This window comes from Streptomyces sp. LBL, from assembly GCF_029893585.1.
GTDB lineage: Bacteria > Actinomycetota > Actinomycetes > Streptomycetales > Streptomycetaceae > Streptomyces.
The window spans coordinates 22,679-40,551 of sequence record NZ_JARXYX010000016.1; the positions used below are offsets into that span (position 1 = coordinate 22,679).

At 70.2% G+C, this 17,873-nt stretch carries 14 protein-coding genes and 1 pseudogene; 5 read left to right on the top strand and 10 right to left on the bottom strand.

Annotation, left to right across the window (positions count from 1 at the left end; all coding sequences use genetic code 11):
* Positions 1–118: 118 nt before the first annotated feature.
* Positions 119–1,024: an AraC family transcriptional regulator gene (locus M2271_RS20250; protein WP_280888680.1), complete on the top strand. Its 906-nt coding sequence runs from the start codon at positions 119–121 to the stop codon at positions 1,022–1,024.
* 66 nt (positions 1,025–1,090) lie between these two features.
* Here M2271_RS20250 and M2271_RS20255 read toward each other — a convergent pair.
* The 3 genes and pseudogenes from M2271_RS20255 to M2271_RS20265 form a co-directional block, all read right to left on the bottom strand.
* Positions 1,091–1,294: pseudogene (locus tag M2271_RS20255) on the bottom strand (carbohydrate-binding protein); the annotation flags it as partial.
* Positions 1,295–1,419: 125 nt separating this feature from the next.
* Positions 1,420–2,268, bottom strand: coding sequence for an IclR family transcriptional regulator (locus tag M2271_RS20260; RefSeq protein WP_280888681.1), 849 nt, complete (start codon positions 2,266–2,268; stop codon positions 1,420–1,422).
* Between the two features lie 4 nt (positions 2,269–2,272).
* Complete coding sequence (locus M2271_RS20265) at positions 2,273–2,698, bottom strand: MarR family transcriptional regulator (protein WP_280888682.1); 426 nt, start codon at positions 2,696–2,698, stop codon at positions 2,273–2,275.
* A gap of 346 nt (positions 2,699–3,044) precedes the next feature.
* On the opposite strand from M2271_RS20265, the gene M2271_RS20270 reads away from it, so the two are divergent.
* From M2271_RS20270 to M2271_RS20285, 4 genes are read left to right on the top strand one after another with little or no spacing between them, the layout of a single operon-like run.
* Positions 3,045–3,962, top strand: a complete 918-nt coding sequence (locus tag M2271_RS20270; RefSeq protein ID WP_280888683.1) for an SDR family oxidoreductase — start codon at positions 3,045–3,047, stop codon at positions 3,960–3,962.
* Between the two features lie 2 nt (positions 3,963–3,964).
* Positions 3,965–4,849, top strand: coding sequence for an amidohydrolase family protein (locus M2271_RS20275; protein ID WP_280888684.1), 885 nt, complete (start codon positions 3,965–3,967; stop codon positions 4,847–4,849).
* A gap of 10 nt (positions 4,850–4,859) precedes the next feature.
* A complete protein-coding gene (locus M2271_RS20280; protein WP_280888685.1) occupies positions 4,860–6,365 on the top strand; it encodes a long-chain fatty acid--CoA ligase in 1,506 nt (501 codons plus the stop codon).
* Between the two features lie 28 nt (positions 6,366–6,393).
* On the top strand, positions 6,394–6,849 hold the full coding sequence (locus M2271_RS20285) for a MaoC family dehydratase (RefSeq protein ID WP_280888686.1): 456 nt from the start codon (positions 6,394–6,396) through the stop codon (positions 6,847–6,849).
* Between the two features lie 78 nt (positions 6,850–6,927).
* Here the strand turns inward: M2271_RS20285 and M2271_RS20290 are convergent, their stop codons facing one another.
* From M2271_RS20290 to M2271_RS20320, 7 genes are all read right to left on the bottom strand, one after another.
* A complete protein-coding gene (locus M2271_RS20290; RefSeq protein WP_280888687.1) occupies positions 6,928–8,604 on the bottom strand; it encodes a histidinol-phosphatase in 1,677 nt (558 codons plus the stop codon).
* 22 nt (positions 8,605–8,626) lie between these two features.
* On the bottom strand, positions 8,627–10,495 hold the full coding sequence (locus tag M2271_RS20295) for a LamG-like jellyroll fold domain-containing protein (RefSeq protein ID WP_280888688.1): 1,869 nt from the start codon (positions 10,493–10,495) through the stop codon (positions 8,627–8,629).
* A gap of 50 nt (positions 10,496–10,545) precedes the next feature.
* Positions 10,546–13,467, bottom strand: a complete 2,922-nt coding sequence (locus M2271_RS20300) for a glycoside hydrolase family 2 TIM barrel-domain containing protein (protein WP_280888689.1) — start codon at positions 13,465–13,467, stop codon at positions 10,546–10,548.
* Entirely contained in the window at positions 13,464–14,327 is an 864-nt protein-coding gene (locus tag M2271_RS20305; RefSeq protein WP_280888690.1) for a carbohydrate ABC transporter permease, read from the bottom strand. Before M2271_RS20305 ends, M2271_RS20300 begins: the two co-directional genes overlap by 4 nt.
* Before the next feature lie 15 nt (positions 14,328–14,342).
* A complete protein-coding gene (locus M2271_RS20310) occupies positions 14,343–15,305 on the bottom strand; it encodes a sugar ABC transporter permease (RefSeq protein ID WP_280888691.1) in 963 nt (320 codons plus the stop codon).
* Positions 15,305–16,591, bottom strand: coding sequence for an extracellular solute-binding protein (locus M2271_RS20315; protein ID WP_280888692.1), 1,287 nt, complete (start codon positions 16,589–16,591; stop codon positions 15,305–15,307). Before M2271_RS20315 ends, M2271_RS20310 begins: the two co-directional genes overlap by 1 nt.
* 109 nt (positions 16,592–16,700) lie before the next feature.
* The gene (locus tag M2271_RS20320) at positions 16,701–17,720 is read right to left on the bottom strand and encodes a carbohydrate kinase family protein (RefSeq protein ID WP_280888693.1); all 1,020 of its coding nucleotides are present in this window, start codon (positions 17,718–17,720) and stop codon (positions 16,701–16,703) included.
* Positions 17,721–17,873 lie beyond the last annotated feature (153 nt).

Here is a 17,873-nt window from a genome sequence, read left to right on the forward strand (position 1 = left end):
TGGCTGGTTTGACGTGTCCAAACTTAAAAGTCTGACTTTTACGGGGGAAGGTCGTGGTGTGTCAGTCTGTGGTGAAAGTGGGACACTCGGCGCGGGACCGAGGCGGCACGAGAAGGACATGGTGGACAGAACCATCCAAGCCGGTGACGGTGACGGCGGCGTTGACGAAATCAGAACGTTCCCCTTCCCGGTCGAGCTGAGCGTGGGCGGTGTCGGCATGCAGGTCGGCCCCATGGGAACCGGCCGCACCTGGCACGCCGACGCGCCCCTGCACCGCGTCCACCGCATCGACTTCCACGTGGTGATGCTCTTCGACGAGGGCCCCGTACACCACATGATCGACTTCGATGAGTACGAGGCGACGGCCGGCGAGCTGCTGTGGATCCGCCCGGGGCAGGTCCACCGCTTCTCGCACGCCGACGGGTACCGCGGAACCGTCCTCACCATGCAACCCGGCTTCCTGCCCCGCGCCACGGTCGAGGCCACCGGCCTGTACCGCTACGACCTGCCGCCCCTGCTGCACCCCGACAAGGCCCGGCTCGCCGGTCTCCGTTCGGCCCTCGACCAGCTCCAGCGCGAGTACGAGGACACGACGACCCTCCCGCCGATCCTGCACACGGCGATCCTGCGCCACTCGCTCACCGCGTTCCTCCTGCGACTGTCCCACCTCGCCGCAAGCTCCGCGGAGGCCGCCGGACAGCAGTCGGACTCCACCTTCACGCTCTTCCGTCAGGCGGTCGAGAAGGGCTTCGCGACCAACCACAGCGTCAGCGCCTACGCCGAAGCCCTCGGCTACTCCCGCCGCACCCTCGTCCGCGCGGTCCGCGCCGCCACCGGCGAGACCCCCAAGGGCTTCATCGACAAACGCGTCATCCTGGAGGCCAAGCGCCTCCTGGCCCACACCGACATGCCCATCGGCCGGATCGGCGCGGCGGTGGGCTTCCCGGACGCGGCGAACTTCTCCAAGTTCTTCCAACTGCACACGGAGTTGACGCCGGCGGGGTTTCGGGCGGAGGTGCGGTGACCCTGTCGGCGCGGGAAAGGGGCTCCACATGAGCGTGGAACCCCTTGAGCGGAGTGGACGTGACGGTCAGTGGCCGAAGGTGAACCCGTTCACGTTCACGAAGTCCGAGGGCTGACCGCTCGTGAAGGTGAGGTACACGTCGTGCGTCCCCGTCACCGCACTGATGTTGGCGGGGACCGTTCTCCAGGACTGCCAGCCGCCCGTGCCGGCGATCGAGAAGCTGCCGACGGGTGGGGCGGTACGGCTGTCCAGGCGGACCTCGACCAAGCCACACAGGTGAGGGCGCTGGACGCGGCCGAGAAGGTCCTCCGGGCCGCACCGTCAAACTGTCGGACTGACGCTGTGCAGGTTCCCGTATCGCGACGCCCCGACGCCCCGACGCCCGACGCCCGTCCTCACCGGTGAGAGGGATGTCCCCCGGCTCGCTGGGATCCGTTGCCCCGCGGGGCCCCGCTCTCGCCCTGGCTGCCAGCCGGCTGCCACCCCAGTGCCCGCGAGATCCCGAGCGCCGCGAGCCGTACCGCGGGGATCAGCGCCGGGACCCGGATCCCGGCCTCGGGCACCACGACGGACACGGCCGCGACCAGGGCACCGTCCGCTCCCCTCACGGGTGCGGCCACCGACACCGCGTCCGCGGTGACCTGACGGTCGCTCACCGCCACGCCGGAGCGCCGCACTCCTGCCAGCACCCGGCGCAGCTGCCCGGCGTCGGTGAGGGTGTACGGGGTGAAGGAGGCCAGTGGGGCCGCGCAGTACTCCTGCTGGAGTTCCGTGTCGCCGTACGCCAGCAGCACGAGCCCCACACCGGTGACGTGCAGTGGCCAGCGGGCGCCGACCCGGATGTGCACGCCGACCGCCGAACGCCCCGAGATCCACTCGATGTAGACGACCTCCGAGCCGTCACGCACCGCCAACTGCACGTTCTCGTGCGTGGCTTCGTACAGGTCCTCCAGGTACGGCAGTGCGGCCTGCCGCAGCGCGAGCCCGCGGGGCGCGAGGGCCGCGACCTCCCACAGGCGCAGTCCGACGTGGTAGACCCCCGACTCGTCGCGCTCCAGCGCGCCCCACTCGGTCAGGGCGCCCACGAGTCGGTGGCTGGTGGTCAGACTCAGCCCGGCCCGGCGGCTGATGTCCGTGAGGCACAGCGCGGGGTGGTCGTGGTCGAACGCGGCCAGGACGGACAGCAGCCGGTCGGGCGCGGAGCGCGCCGCCTGCGACAGGCCGGCGTCGGTGGTCATCGGCATGGCGTCACCCCAGCCCGGTCTCGGCGACTCTCCGCAACAGCGAGTGGAGCACATCGCGCTCGGCGGGGTCGAGGGGCTGGAGCAAATCGTTCGTGACCCGCAGCCCGGCCTCGTCGGTGTCGCGCAGGAAGGCGCGGCCGTCCGCGGTGAGCACGACGATGCGGCTGCGCCGGTCGTCGGGAGAGGGGCGGCGTTCGGCGAAGCCGAGCTTCTCGAGGTCGTCGACCAGGCCCACGATCGCGCTCGGGTCGTAGCCGAGGGAGGTGCTCAGCTCGCGCTGGAGGACGCCCTCGGACGTGGCGAGGAAGCGGAGCAGCGCGTAGTGGCGCAGGCGCAGGCCGGACTCCTGGAGGAAGGCGTTGAACAACTGTCCGGAGCGCAGACCCAGCCGGTACAGGAGGTAGCCGGCGTCCGCGTGCAGCCCGCGCATCCACGGCTCGTACGCGTCGATCGGGGCGGGGCCCGCGGCGGGGGGCGTCGGGTGCGGCTGGCGAGCGATGGCGGTCTCCCTGGTCGGGGCCCCGGGCGGGGGCGGTGGTGCGTGGTGCGTGGTGCGTGGTGCGTGGTGCGTGGCGAAGGGTGGGGGGTGAGTAGTACGTGGTCCTCCCAGTCTGGCGCACCGACGAGTGGGCAACAACTATTGACGTCAACAATTATTGCTCTTAGCTTCGATCTCGGAACGGACTTCGTCCCGTAGCCCGAAAGCTCCGCTCCCGTAGCCGCGTCACCCGTGTCGTAGCCGCATCACTCATGTCCGTTCGTGAAGGGACCCGCCCGTGCCCAGCATCGATCTCACCGGCAAGGCCGCCGTCGTCACCGGCAGCGGCCGGGGCCTCGGCCTCGCCTACGCCCACGCCCTCGCCGCCCACGGCGCCTCCGTGGTCGTCAACGACATCGACGAGGCCGTGGCCGAGCAGGCGGTGAAGTCCATCACCGAGGCGGGCGGCAGGGCCGTCGCCGAGGTGGTCCCGGTCGGCACCACCGAGGCCGCCGACCGGCTGGTCAGCCGCGCTGTCGAGGAGTTCGGGCGGCTCGACGTCCTGGTCACCAACGCGGGCATCCTTCGCGACAGGGTGCTGTGGAAGATGACCGACGACGACTTCGACGCGGTGATCACCACCCACCTCAAGGGCACCTTCACCTGCGCCCGTGCCGCCGCCGTGCGGATGCGCGAGCAGGGTGAGGGCGGCAGCCTGATCCTGGTCGGCTCCCCGGCCGGGCAGCGCGGCAACTTCGGGCAGACGAACTACGCCGCCGCCAAGGCCGGCATCGCTGCCATGGCCCGCACCTGGTCCATGGAACTGGGCCGCGCGGGCATCACCGTCAACGCGATCGTGCCGGTCGCCGCGACGGCGATGACCGAGACCATCCCCGCCTTCGCCCCCTACGCCGAGGCGATGAGGAACGGCGAGCCGCTGCCGGACTTCCTCCGCAAGGGCGAGGGCTTCGGCACCCCCGAGGACTGCGCGGCCCTCGTCCCCTTCCTCGCCTCCGAGGCCGCGCGCGGCATCACCGGCCAGGCCATCGGCATCGGCGGCGACAAAGTGGCACTCTGGTCGCATCCGCAGGAGATCAGCGCGGCCTACGCCGACGGCGGCTGGACCCCTGAGACCCTGGCCGACGCCTTCCCCACGTCGGTCGGCGCGGAACTCCAGACGGTCGGCATCCCAGCCCCCAAGTTCCCGGAGGCCTGACCATGACGACCCTCAACGTCGAGGACCTCGTCGCCATCGACGTCCACACCCACGCGGAGGTGTCCTCCACGGGCCGCTCCTCCCTGGACGACGACCTGCACGAGGCCTCCTCCGCCTATTTCAAGGTCGAGGGCAAGCGGAAGCCGACCCTGGAGGAGACCGCCGCCTACTACCGCGCGCGGAGGATGGCCGCCGTGATCTTCACGGTGGACGCCGAGTCCGCCACGGGCACCCCGCCGGTGCCGAACGAGGAGGTGGCGGAGGCCGCCGCCGCCAACGCGGACGTCCTGATCCCCTTCGCCTCCATCGACCCCTTCCGCGGCAAGGCGGGGGTGCGGCAGGCCCGCCGCCTGGTCGAGGAGTACGGGGTGAAGGGCTTCAAGTTCCACCCCAGCATCCAGGGCTTCTTCCCCAACGACCGCTCGGTGGCGTACGAGCTCTACGAGGTGATCGAGGAGACCGGCACCATCGCCCTCTTCCACACCGGCCAGACCGGCATCGGCGCCGGCGTGCCCGGCGGGGGCGGGATCCGGCTGAAGTACTCGAACCCCCTGCACGTGGACGACGTCGCCGCGGACTTCCCGCATCTGAAGATCATCCTTGCGCACCCGTCCTTCCCCTGGCAGGACGAGGCCCTCGCCGTCGCGACGCACAAGCCGGGCGTGCACATCGACCTGTCCGGCTGGTCACCGAAGTACTTCCCGCCGCAGCTCGTGCAGTACGCCAACACGCTGCTCAAGGACAAGGTCCTCTTCGGCTCCGACTTCCCCGTCCTCACCCCCGACCGCTGGCTCGCGGACTTCGAGAAGCTGTCGATCAAGGACGAGGTCAAGCCGAAGATCCTCAAGGAGAACGCCGCCCGCCTGCTCGGGCTGACGAAGTCATAAGGGGCCACAGATGCGCAACGAGGGACTGGGGTCGTGGCCCGCGCGCCGGGCCCGTAAGACGCCGCACCGGACCGCCCTGATCCACGGCGACACGAGCCGCACGTACGCCGAGCTGTACGAGCGCACCACCCGTCTCGCGCACGCCCTGCGCGCCCGGGGTGTCCGGCGCGGCGACCGGATCGCCTACCTCGGCCCCAACCACCCCTCCTACCTGGAGACCCTGTTCGCGGCGGGCACCCTCGGCGCGGTCTTCGTCCCCCTCAACACGCGCCTCGCCGGCCCGGAGATCGCCTACGAGCTCGCCGACTCCGGCGCCAGGACCCTTGTCTACGGCCCCTCGTTCCAGGGCCTGGTCGCCGGGCTGCCCGGCACCACGGACGTGCGGGCCTACGTCGAGGTCGGCGCGGAGTACGAGGAGGCGCTCGCCGAGGCCGCCGCCGACCCCGTCGACGAGCCGGTCGTACCCGACGACACCTGCATCATCATGTACACCTCGGGCACCACGGGCCGCCCCAAGGGCGCCATGCTCACCCACTCCAACCTGACCTGGAACGCGATCAACGTCCTCGTCGACACCGACCTGATCAGCGACGAACGCGCCCTGGTCTCCGCCCCGTTGTTCCACACGGCCGGCCTCAACATGCTCACCCTGCCGGTGCTGCTGAAGGGCGGCACCTGTGTCCTGGTCGAGGCCTTCGACCCGGAGACGACCTTCGACCTGATCGAACGGCACCGGATCACCTTCATGTTCGGGGTGCCGACCATGTTCGACCAGGTGGCCCGGCATCCGCGCTGGAAGGACGCCGACCTGTCCTCCCTGCGGATCCTCACCTGCGGCGGCTCCCCGGTGTCGACCCCGTTGATCGCCTCCTACCAGGAGCGCGGCCTGACCTTCCTCCAGGGCTACGGCATGACGGAGGCGTCCCCCGGCACGCTCTTCCTGGACGCCGAACACGCCGTGGACAAGGCGGGCTCGGCCGGGGTGCCGCACTTCTTCAGCGACGTACGGGTCGTGGGGCCGGACCTCGCTCCGGCCGGCGTCGGCGAGACCGGCGAGGTCGTGGTGCGCGGACCGCACGTCATGCCCGGCTACTGGGGCCTGGCCGAGGAGACGGCCGCCGCCTTCGCCGACGGCTGGTTCCGCAGCGGGGACGTGGCCCGGACCGACGAGGACGGTTATGTCTTCATCGTCGACCGCATCAAGGACATGATCATCTCCGGTGGGGAGAACATCTACCCCGCCGAGATCGAGGACCTGCTCCTCGCCCACCCGGACATCGTCGAGTGCGCGGTCATCGGCGTACCCGACGACAAGTGGGGCGAGGTGCCGCGCGCGGTCGTCGTACCGCGCGAGGGGGCCGCGCTGGACCCCGACGAGGTGCTGGCCGCGCTGGCCGGGCGGCTCGCCAAGTACAAGATCCCGAAGTCGGTGGTGCTCGCCGCCGAACTCCCGCGCACCGCCTCCGGGAAGCTCCTCAAGGCCCGGGTGCGCAAGCGCTACGGCACCACCTCCTGACCTTCGACTCACAGCTAGGGAAAGCCACATGGGCATCACCGTCAACGGACTCGACGAACTGAAGAAGCTCGCCGGCAGCGACCTCGGCACCAGCGAGTGGATCGAGGTCACCCAGGAGCGCATCAACACCTTCGCCGACGCCACGGGCGACCACCAGTGGATCCATGTGGACCCGGAGCGCGCGAAGGAGGGCCCCTTCGGCGCCCCGATCGCCCACGGCTACCTCACCCTCTCCCTCTTCATCCCGCTGTTCACCGAACTGTTGGACGTCCAGGGTGTGACGACGAAGGTCAACTACGGCCTGAACAAGGTGCGTTTCCCGTCCCCGGTGAAGGTCGGCTCGCGGATCCGGCTGGTCGGGAGGCTGGGGGAGGTCATGGAGGTGCCGGGCGGCGTACAGATCGCCGTGGACGGCACCATCGAGATCGAGGGCGGCGCGAAGCCGGCGGCGGTGTTGCAGAGCCTGTCCCGGTTCTACCTCTGATCCCGCGCACTGAGGGCGAGGAGCCGACGTCTCGTCAGGCGCCTGCCCGTCAGGCGCCTGCCCGTCAACACCTGCTCGTCAGGCACCCGCCACGTCGACGAAGACCGGGTTGGAGTAGAACCACGTGTCGGCCCACGGGTCACCGTCTCCGGGGACGTGTGGAATCGGGCCGTGCGGGTCGACGGAGGCGCCCAGGTAGCCCGTGCCGTTGCGGTTGCCGTCGCTGCCGCGCAGCCGGACGTAGAAGGACTCGTCCCCGGCGGTCAGCGGGATGCGCAGGGTGTACGTCCCCTTACGGCCGCTCACGTCCTTGGTCCGCACGACCTTGGTGTCGGGCGCCCGCCAGGCGTCCCGGTCGGCCACCGGCCCGCGCACCGCGCCCCGGATCACGTCCACGTGCGCCAACTCCGGCAGGATTCCCCGGGAGTTGGGCCGCGAGGCGGTCGTGACCGTGACGTTCAGCGTGAGCTTCTCGCCCTTGCGGACCCGCAGCCGGCCGCCCAGGGTGACGCCCCGTCCGTGGTCGTGGTCCCGCTTCAGCCGCACGTCGAGCCCGTCGAGCAGATGCCCGTGGTCCAGCCAGACCCGGCCCGCGCGCAGGCCCGCCATCACCGCTCGGTAGCCGTAGCGGGTGACGCCCACATGGGTGCGGCTGAACTGGCCGGGCCAGAAGTCGCTGCCGGGCTGCGGGGTGTCGGTGTTCACCGGGTCGGGCAGCTTGCCCGTGGTGTCGAAGTTCTGCCCGGCCGGCCAGTCCCCGTTCTTCCAGGTGTCGAAGACGGTCCGGTGGTTGTCGGAGTTGGTGGTGATCGAGAAGAGCCGGCCCTCGGCCAGCATCGAGTCCCACAGCCCGCCGACCGTCGCGGTCGCCCAGTCGAAGCCGCCGTACGTCACATACGCGTCCGCCGGGTAGCCCGCCCACGACTGGGCCGACGGCTTGTTCTCGTACTCGCCGCGGATCGAGGTGGAGCTGCGCCAGCCGGGCAGCGCAGCGCCCTGGGCGCCGGGGGCGCCCTCCATGCCGATCATGATCTCGGGAGCCGCGTCCCGCCAGTTGCGCATCTCGTGCGGGGAGTCGATGCCCAGGCGCAGCGGGTGGTTGGCGAGAACGAGGACGTCGTCGACGTAGCCGGTGCGGCGCTGTTCGGCGAGCCACCGGATGGCCTTGACGGCGTGGGCCTCGTTGCGGGCGGTGTCGGTCGCGCCGGCGGAACCCTCGGTGTAGCCGAGCAGCTTGCCGTCGTACGCCAGCTCGAACCGCGTGAGCAGGTCCACCTCGTGCGGTCCCGGCGCCGCGAACACCGTGCAGTGTTCGGCGGCCGGGATGTACCACTCCAGGCCCTGGAAGATCAGCTGGCGCGGGTTCGCGGCCCGGGCCTTGAGGATCTCCTGGTGCTCCAGCTTCGCCCCGTAGGAGGCGTGCCCGAAGTTGGAGTGCTCGTTGAACACCATCCAGTCGAGGCCGTAGGTGGCGGCGGCCTTGGCCTGCTGGGAGAACGTGTACTTGGCGTCGTGGCTGTAGACGGAGTGCACGTGGTGGTCGCCGACGAGGTAGGCGAGGCGGGGGTCGTCGCCGCCGAGCGGTCCGGCGTCCGCCGTTGCCGCCGACGCGGGCGTGGCCGCCGAGCCGAGAGCGAACGCCGCACCGAACAGACCCGCGCGGCGCAGGAGCCCCCGCCGGGAGACACCCTGCGCGTCGAGGTCGGAGGGGGAGACGGACGGGTCGGCCCAGGAGGGCAGCTGCTGATCGGTCATCGTGTGTCTTTCCTCGACGGAGTCAGTGGTTCATGAACGACGTGACGGACAGCGCCCGTTCGACGATCCGGACGTCACCGAGCCGTCCGTGCAGGATCTGGTCGATCTTCCCGGCGTACTCATAGCCCCCGAGCAGCCACGGCAGCCCGACAGAGGTGAGACCGACAGCGGAGGCGTGCGGATTGCGGGCGACGGGGCAGCCCTGGACGTACATCGTGGTGTGGGAGCCGTCGTTGACGACGGCGACGTGCCACCACACCTCCCGGGCCGTCTCGTCGCCCCAGTTCGTCGCGATGCCCTGCTGGTTGAGCGGGCGGGCCGCCCACTGGGGGCCGGGCCCGTCGGACAGCGAGAGCGTGGCGAGCGGCTCGTCGGGATCGTCCGCGGTCCTGCCCGCGGCGCCGCCCGTGCCGGTCCGGCCGACCACCCCCGACCAGGCGTGGTGAGCGGGGTCCCAGTCGGCCGGGAGACGGTAGAAGGCCTCGATGGTGTAACCGGTCTTGAAGGTCGCCGAGTTGAGGGGCGCTCTGTCGACCGTGCGCAGGTAGGCGCCCTTCAGCGGGGACTTGTAGCCCTGGAACTCCAGGCTGCCGTGACCGGGCTGGTCGGGGTGGTGGTCCGGCGACCAGCCCAGCGAGCCGCCGCCCACCGACACCACGGTGAGGTCGTTGCCGCGGCCGGACAGGTCACGGACCGTGCCGGACACGGGGGAGTCGAAGCGCCAGTACGCGAGCGTGCCGGGGACCAGCATCCGCGGCGCGGGGCGGGCCGGGCGCGCGGGCACCGGGTCGAAGCCGGCGAAGCGGTCGGCGAAGTCGATGTCGACGGAGAACCGGTCGGCGTCGCCGCTCAGCTCGATCTCCTGCCGTTCCAGCTCGTTGAGTCCCTTCGCGGCGCGGCCCAGGATCCAGGGGGAGACCGTCTCCACGTCGATGGTCTTCCGGTCGAGGTCGAAACGGTACAGCCGGATCATCGCCGCACCGCCGAAGTAACGGTTCTGATAGTTCGTCAGATGCAGGTGGACGTCGTTCCCCGCCGCGTTCTTGCGCGTGGCCCGGCCGGCCGGCCAGTAGTGCCCGTTGAGGGTGAGGAAGATCTGGTCGTGGTCCTCGATCAGCTGGTCCCACAGCTGCTGTCCGTACGCCGACAGGCTGTCGTCCTCGACGACCAGCTCGTGCGTGGTGAGGACGACCGGCGTCTTCGGATGCCGGGCCAGGACGTCCTTGGCCCACGCGTAGCCCTTCGCCGACAGCCGCCAGTCCAGCGCGAGCACCATCCACTCCCGCCCCGCGGCCTTGAAGAGGTGGAAGGTGTTGTAGCCGTCGGGAGAGGCCCCGCCGAAGGTCGGCCTGCCCTTGAACCGGTCCGGCCCGAAGGCGTCCAGATACGGCGTCGGGCCCCGCTGGTCGTCGGTCGACGACTTCACGTCGTGGTTGCCGGCCAGGACGCTGTAGCCGACGCCCCGCCGGTCCAGCAGCCGGAACGCCTCGCTGATCGCGGTGACTTCGGCCTGGGCGCCGTTCTCCGTCAGGTCGCCGAGGTGGGACAGGAAGACGATGTTCTCGTCCTTGCCGTGCTCCAGGAGGTACCGCAGGGACGCCTCGATCGGTGCCTTGTCGATGCTCGGCCCGTCGAAGAGGTACTGCGTGTCGGGCATGACGGCGAGCGTGAAGCGACGGCTGTCGGGATCGGGCCGCCAGCTCGCCGCGGAAGCCGGGGCTGCGGCGGAAGCCGGGGCTGCCTCTGCGGCCGTCGGCAGCGCCAGGCCGGCCGTGGCGGCGGCGCCCAGCAGCGCGGTCGCCCGGAGGAAACCGCGACGTCCGGCACCGGCCTGCGAGGCCTCGCCCTGGTCGTGTTCATGACCCTGGTCGTGCTCATGCGAAACGCACACGTGTGCTCCGTAACACTGCGGAAAGGTGGTGACAGAGGAGGTGTGGGGGATCAGAGAGCGCGCAGGGTCCAGCTCCAGCGATGGGTGCCCGGTGCGATGAGGTAGGAGGGTGAGGTGTCCGGGCCGCACGAGGCGGTGCCCAGGCCCCGGTGGGCGGCGTCGAGGTGGACGACGCAGCCTGCTCGTGGGACGAGTTCGTCGTGGTGGGTCACGGAGGTCAGGTCGTCGGCGCGGTAGCGGGTCACGGAGACCTGCCGCGGCTCGTCCAGCACGACTGTCAGCCCGGTGGCGTCCGGCGCCGACAGGGTGAAGCGCCGTACGCCGTGCCGGCCGCCGCTCTCCTGCGGACGCAGGTAGGGGGTGAACAACTCGTCCACGGGTACGCAGTGGTGGCCGACCGGCGCCCCGAAGGCGCGGTCCGGATACGACTCCCAGGGGCCCTGTCCGAACCACTCCATCAGGTCGAGCCCCGGCACCGTCTCGAACACGGAGCCGACCCGCGCCACATCGGTGAGGGTGTCGGGCAGTTCGGCCGACTCCTCGATGTGGATGCCGCCCTCGACCGCGGTGAACACCTGCGTGTGCCGGACGACACCGGACTGCGCGGCGTACTCCACGGACACGGTGACACGGCCGTCCGCCCGGCGTACGTCAACGACCTCGCGAACCGGCGTGTCGAGCCCCCAGGCCCGCCAGTTCACCGCCATCCCGCCGAGTTCGTCGTTGTCTGTGGGCGCCCGCCACAGCGACAGCGTGGGCGCCGAGTCGAGCAGGGGATGGACGAGCAGACCGTCGCCGTCGATCTTGACGGAACGATTCCGCACGGGCGGGGGAGCTTGGCGAGCGGCTGCCCTCAGTCGTACCTGAGGCAGACACACCACCGTGCCACGCGGCGCCCACAGCTCGTCGCGGGCGGTCGTCACATGCAGCGTCAGCCACGCCTCGCCGCCGTCCCCCGGCAGTTCGAACGGCAGCGGTACCGACGCCGTCTCCCCGGGACGCAGATCGGGCAGTTCGGCCGGCGCGGTCAGGGTGCCGCCGTCGGCCAGGGACAGCCGCCACTCGGCGGACAGCCAGTCCAGGCCGCGGAAGTGCTGGTGGTTGCCGATGACGATGCCCTCGTGCCGGGAGCACTCCAGCCGTACCGGCGCCGCGATCTCCCGGTGTTCGAACATCACCGGCTTGGGCGTGCGGTCGGGAAAGACCACGCCGTCCGCGATGAACGCGCCGTCGTGGATCGTCTCGCCGAAGTCGCCGCCGTAGGCCCAGCGGTGGCCGGGTGCGGCGACACCGTTCTCATGGAGTCCGGCGCCCCCTCGCCCGACCGGTCTTCCGTCGTTCACACGCTGAAGGATGCCGTGGTCCCAGAACTCCCAGATGAAGCCGCCCTGAAGTCCCGGGGTGGACTCGATGGCGGCCCAGTGGTCGGCCAGCGTGCCGTTGCTGTTGCCCATGGCGTGGGAGTACTCGCACTGGATGAGCGGCTTGGTCTGTTCCCCGGACAGCGCGTGGGCGACACAGTCCTCGATGGGCGCGTACATGGGGCAGGCGATGTCGGAGGCGAGTTCCGGGTCCGCCCAGCCGAGCTTGGCCGCCCCCTCGTACTGGATCGGCCGGGTCGGATCGTGCCGGCGCACCCAGCCCGCCGCCGCGTCGTGGTTCGCGCCGTAGTCGGACTCGTTGCCCAGCGACCAGATGATGATCGAGGGGTGGTTCTTGTCCCGCAGCACCATCCGCGCGACCCGGTCGACGAAGGCGTTCAGATAACGCGGGTCGTCGGCGATCTCGTGGGCGTGGTCGTGGGACTCGATGTCCGCCTCGTCGACGACGTAGAAGCCGAGGTCGTCGGCCAGGTCGTACAGCGCCGGGTCGTTCGGGTAGTGGGAGGTGCGGATCGCGTTGAAGCCGAAGCGCTTGAGCAGGACCAGGTCGGCGCGCATGTCGTCGTACGACACCGTGCGTCCGGTCAGCGGATGGAAGTCGTGCCGGTTGACGCCCCGGATGAACACCCGCTCGCCGTTGACCAGCAGGTCCCGGCCGACGATCTCGACGTCCCGGAAGCCGACCCGGTGGTGCGAGGCGTCGGCGACCGTGCCGTCGGCGCGGTGCAGCCGCACGGTGAGGTCGTACAGCTCGGGCGTCTCCGCGTTCCAGGTACGCACGTCCGTGACCGTGGTCTGCAGGCGGGCCTCGCCGAGGAAGTCGGAGACCCGGTCGTCCTCGGCGTTGACCCGGTCGAACTCCGTGTCCTGGGTGAGGAGGTGGCCGTCCAGCTCGCCGCTGACGTACCAGCCCTGCGGCAGCGCGCCGCCCGCGTCCCGTACCCGGCAGTCCACCCGCAGGTCGCCGTGGCGCCGGGCTCGCACGGTCACGTCCGCGAGGTGCAGCGGATCCGTCGCGTACAGCAGCACCGACCGGGTGAGACCGCCGTGCCACCACTGGTCCTGGTCCTCGATGTGCGAGGCGTCCGACCACTTCACCACGGTCAGCCGTACGGTGGCCCGCTCACCGGCGCGCACCACGTCCGTCAGGTCGAACTCGGCGGCCAGATGCGAGTCCTTGGAGATGCCGACGGGCCGCCCGTCCACCTGCACCAGCAGCACGCTCTCGGCGGCCCCGACCTGGAGCACGATCCGCCGCCCGGCCCACTCGGCGGGCACGTCCACCGCACGCTCGTACACGCCGGTCGGGGCGGCCGCGGGCGAGGCGGGCGGGAACTCGGCGAACGGCATCCGGACGTTGGTGTACTGCGGCAGGTCGTCCGTGCCCTGCATCGTCCAGACACCGGGGACGTACGACGACGACCACTCCTGGGCGAGGGGCGCGTCCGGCGTCGGCAGCAGTTGGAAGCGCCAGTCGCCGTCCAGCTTCACCGCCCCGGCACGGCGGTCCACGGCGTTCATCGGCAGCCGTCGCCAGGAGGTCACCTCGGGCGTCTCCCAGGGGCGGAGCGCGAACAGTGGGTCCGTCACTTGATGGCCCCCTTGCCGAGGTCGCCGATGATCTGTTTGGCGCCGACCGCGAACACGATCAGCAGCGGGATGAGGGCGAGCAGCGCACCGGTCATCACCATGCCGTAGTCGGTGGTGCCGTGGACGCCGTTGAGCTGGGACAGCGCGACCTGGAGGGTGACGTTGTCCGGGTTGGTCAGGGCGATCAGGGGCCAGGCGTAGTCGTTCCACTGGCCCATGAAGGTGAAGATGCCGAGGAAGGCCAGGCCCGGGCGGACCACGGGGAGCGCCACGTGCCAGTACTGACGCAGGAAGTGCGCGCCGTCGATCCGCGAGGCGTCCAGCAGTTCGTCGTGGATCGCGCTCTGCATGTACTGGCGCATCCAGAAGATGCCGAACGCGTTGGCCGCGGCCGGCACGATCAGCGCCGTCATCGAGCCGATCCAGCCGATCTTCGCCATGATCACGAACTGCGGGATGATCGCCATCTGCGTCGGCACCATGAAGATCGCCATCAGCACGACGAACAGCGCTCTGCGGCCCGGGAACTCGAACTTGGCGAAGACGAACGCGGCCAGCGAGTCGAAGAGCAGGACCAGGAAGGTCACCGCGCACGCCACCAGCAGCGAGTTGAACATCGAGCCGAAGAAGTCGACGTTGTCGAAGAGACTGCGCAGGTTCTCCAGGAAGTGCGAGCCGGGCAGCAGCTTGGGCGGGTAGGAGAAGATCTCGGTCGACGTGCGCGTCGACATGATGATGGCCCAGTAGAACGGGAAGGCGGACAGCAGCAGCCCGATGACGAGGACCGCGTGCAGTGCGATGCCCCGGCGCTGGGAACCCTGGATGCCTGTGGAGCTTTTGGTGTCCTGGACGGATGCCATGGTGTTCCGGCCTCCCTAGTCTTCGTCCCGGCGCTGCACCAGGCGCCAGTTGATGATCGAGAAGATGACGACGACGAGGAAGATGCCCCACGCCACGGCGGCGCCGTAGCCGAAGTCGTTGTTGTCGAAGGTCTGTTGGAAGAAGTAGAGGACCATCGTCCGGCCCGCGTGCCCCGGACCGCCGGAGAACGTCGATTCGTTCGAGGTGTTCTGCAGCAGCACCTGCGCCTCGGTGAAGCTCTGCAGGCCCGTGACCGTGGAGACCACCAGCACGAACAGCAGGGTCGGCCGCAGCATGGGCAGCGTGATCCGGAAGAACGTCTGCACGGGCCCGGCACCGTCCACGCGCGCCGCCTCGTACAGCTCGCTCGGGACGGTCTGCAGCCCCGCGAGGAAGATGATCGCGTTGTAGCCGACCCACTGCCAGGTCATCAGCGTGGCGATGGCGACCTTGATGCCCCACGGCGTGTTCAGCCAGGCCACCTGGTCCAGGCCGACGGCCCGCAACAGGGCGTTCACCAGGCCGAAGTTGGTGGAGAACACCGAGCCGAAGACGATCGCGATCGCCACCACCGAGGTGACGTTCGGCAGGAAGTAGGCGAACCGGTAGACGTTCTTGAAGCGGACCGCCGAGTTGAGCAGCACGGCCGTGACCATCGCCAGGAAGATCATGGGGAAGGTGGCCAGCGCCCAGATGACGATCGTGTTGCCGATCGAGCTCCAGAAGTCGCTGTCGCCCACCAGGTACTGGTACTGCGACAGTCCCGCCCACTCCATCGAGCCGAGGCCGTCCCAGCGGTGGAAGGAGAGGTAGAGGGAGAAGCCGACGGGGACCAGACCGAAGGCGAGGAACAACAGATAGAACGGTGAGATCGCGGCATACAGGTGCCAGTACTTGCGCCACCCCTTCTTCGGCCGCGTGGCGGGTGGCTCCGCCAGGACCACGGGCGGCCTCTCCAGGGCGGGGACGGTGGCCATCAGTAGCTCACCCCCAGGTGCTGCGCGATTCGTCGGCACTTGCTCATGGCGTCACTCCAGGCCTTCTTCGGGTCCTTGCCGAGGACGCCGACGTTCTTGATCTCGTCCTTGAGGGGCTGCCCGAGCGCCACGTCGAACGGGCTGTTGTAAGCGACCACGATCTTCTGCGCGGCGGGCCCGAAGACATCCGTCGTCACCTGGCCGCCGAAGAAGGGGTCGGCCTCGCGCAGTTGTTTCAGACCGTACGAGGCGGGGGTGGACGGGAAGAGGCCCGCGTCGACGTAACCCTGCGCCTGGTTGGAGGCGTTGAGCATCCACGTGATGATCTCGAAGGCCCGCTCGGGCTCCCGGCACGCCTTGGTGACCGACAGGAACGACCCGCCGTTGTTGGCGGGCCGCACGGGCATGTCGGCGACCCGCCACCTGCCCTTGGTCTTCGGCACGCCGTTCTTGAGGTCGTAGGTCGCCCAGGAGGCGCCCATCTGGCTGGGCAGCTTGCCGTCCTCGACCGCCGACAGCTGGTCCGGGGTGCCGTTGACCAGGTTGGAGACGATCCCCCGCCGCTTGGCCTCCACGGCCAGCGCCCAGGCGTGGCGTACGTGTTCCTGGTCGCCGATGAAGGCGCGGTCCTTGTCGACGTACCGCTTGCTGCCCTGCTGCACCACGTTCTCGAAGACGCTGTTGACGTCGGTGAGCAGGGAGGTCCCCGGAATGCGCTTCCGGAGCCGCTCGCCCGCCGCGAAGAACTTCTCCCAGGTGTCCAGCTCGCGGGACACGTCGGCGGGCTCGTACGGCAGCCCCGCCTTGCGGAAGACCTCGTACTGGTAGAGGTGCGCGACCGGGCCGCAGTCGATCGGGAAACCGATCATGGAGCCGTCGTCGGCGATGCCCTGTTGCCACTTCCACGGCAGGTACTGGCTCTTGTACTTGTCCGCGCCGAGCGTCCGCAGGTCCACGAACTGGTCCGCGTTGGGCAGGTAGGACGCCATGTCCTCGCCCTTGAGGCCCGCGATGTCGGGGACGTGGGCGCGGCCGGCCAGCGTGGTGATCAGCTTCGACCGGTAGTAGCCGCCGATCTTGACGGCCTTGAGGTCGACCGCGCTGTCGTAACGGGCCCTGGCCTTGCCGATGACCGTGTCACCGAGACCGCCGTCCCAGTACCACAGGACCATGTTCCGGCCGGTCGAGCCGGTCGGAACGGCACAGCCGGACGCCAGGCCGCCGAGCGCCGTGGCGGCCGTACCGGCCAGGCCCGCGCGCAGCAGACCTCTTCGTGAGAGCCGCACAGCTCCCACCGCCTTTCGCATCTGTTCATGTCGTCGCGTACGTACGCGTCGTCGCATACGTACATGTCGTCGCATACGTACGTGGTGTTCGCCTACGTGGGGGATGAGGTCAGCACTGCGGCGCGGGCGGGGTGACGGGGGCGTGTCGCACCGGGGGACCGGGGTCCGCCGGCAGCCGCTCCGCCAGGAAGCCGTACGCCCGCTTCAGTTCGGGGTCGGTCAGGGCACGCCACCAACGGTCGACGCCGTACCAGCCGGGGGCCGCGAGAGCGCCCCCGTGGTGCCCGACGGACAGGCCGGCGGCCAGGACCGCGAACCGGAGCCTCTCCTCCAGCGGCCAGCCGCCGAGTGAGGCGGCCACGAAGCTCGCACCGAAGACGTCCCCGGCGCCCGTCGCGTCCAGGACGTCGACGTCGAGGGCCGGGACCTCCGCGTACTCGCCGGTCGTCTGGTCGACGGCGACCGCGCCGTCCCCGCCCCGCGTGACCACGGCCACCGGCACCAGCTCGGAGAGCACGCCGAGTGCCGCGACCGCGCTGTCGGTGCGGGTGTAGGCCATGGCCTCGGTCTCGTTGGGGAGAAAGGCGTGGCAGAGGGCGAGCTGGTCCAGGAGGTCGCGGGACCACTCCTGGGTGGGGTCCCAGCCCACGTCCGCGTAGATCCGCGTGCCGTTCGCCGCCGCCTTCGCGAGCCACGCGCGCGGCTCGGCCTCCAGGTGGACGAGGGCGGTGCGGGCCTCGGGCGGGTCGCCCATCAGCGCGTCCTGCGAGTACGGCGGCTCCTGGCCGTGGGTGACCAGGGCCCGGTCCTGTCCGTGCGCGAGGGCGACGGTCACCGGGGTGTGCCAGCCGTCCGCGACGCGGGAGAGCGCGAGGTCGACGCCCTCCTGGCGGGCGAGGATCTCCTGGCAGTGGGCGCCGTAGAAGTCGTCACCGAAGACCGTGGCCAGGGAGGTCCGCAGGCCGAAGCGGGCGGCGGCGACCGCCAGGTTGGCGATGCCGCCCGGGCCGCAGCCCATGCCCGCCGTCCAGATCTCCTCGCCCGGCGTCGGCGGCTTCCCCAGTCCCGTGAGGACGAGATCGTAGAAGAGCAGCCCGGTCAGCAGCACCTCGGGCCGGTCGTCGTCCACGCGGACATCCTCTCGTCGTGGGAGCGCGCCGAAGCGGGGCATGCTCGTCAAGCGGGCAGCGCGCCGAGCGGGGCAGCTCGTCAAAACTCTTCATTTCGTGATCGGAATCGTGCGCCGCTCCGCGAGATTGGTCAATACCCGAGCAGAACCGAG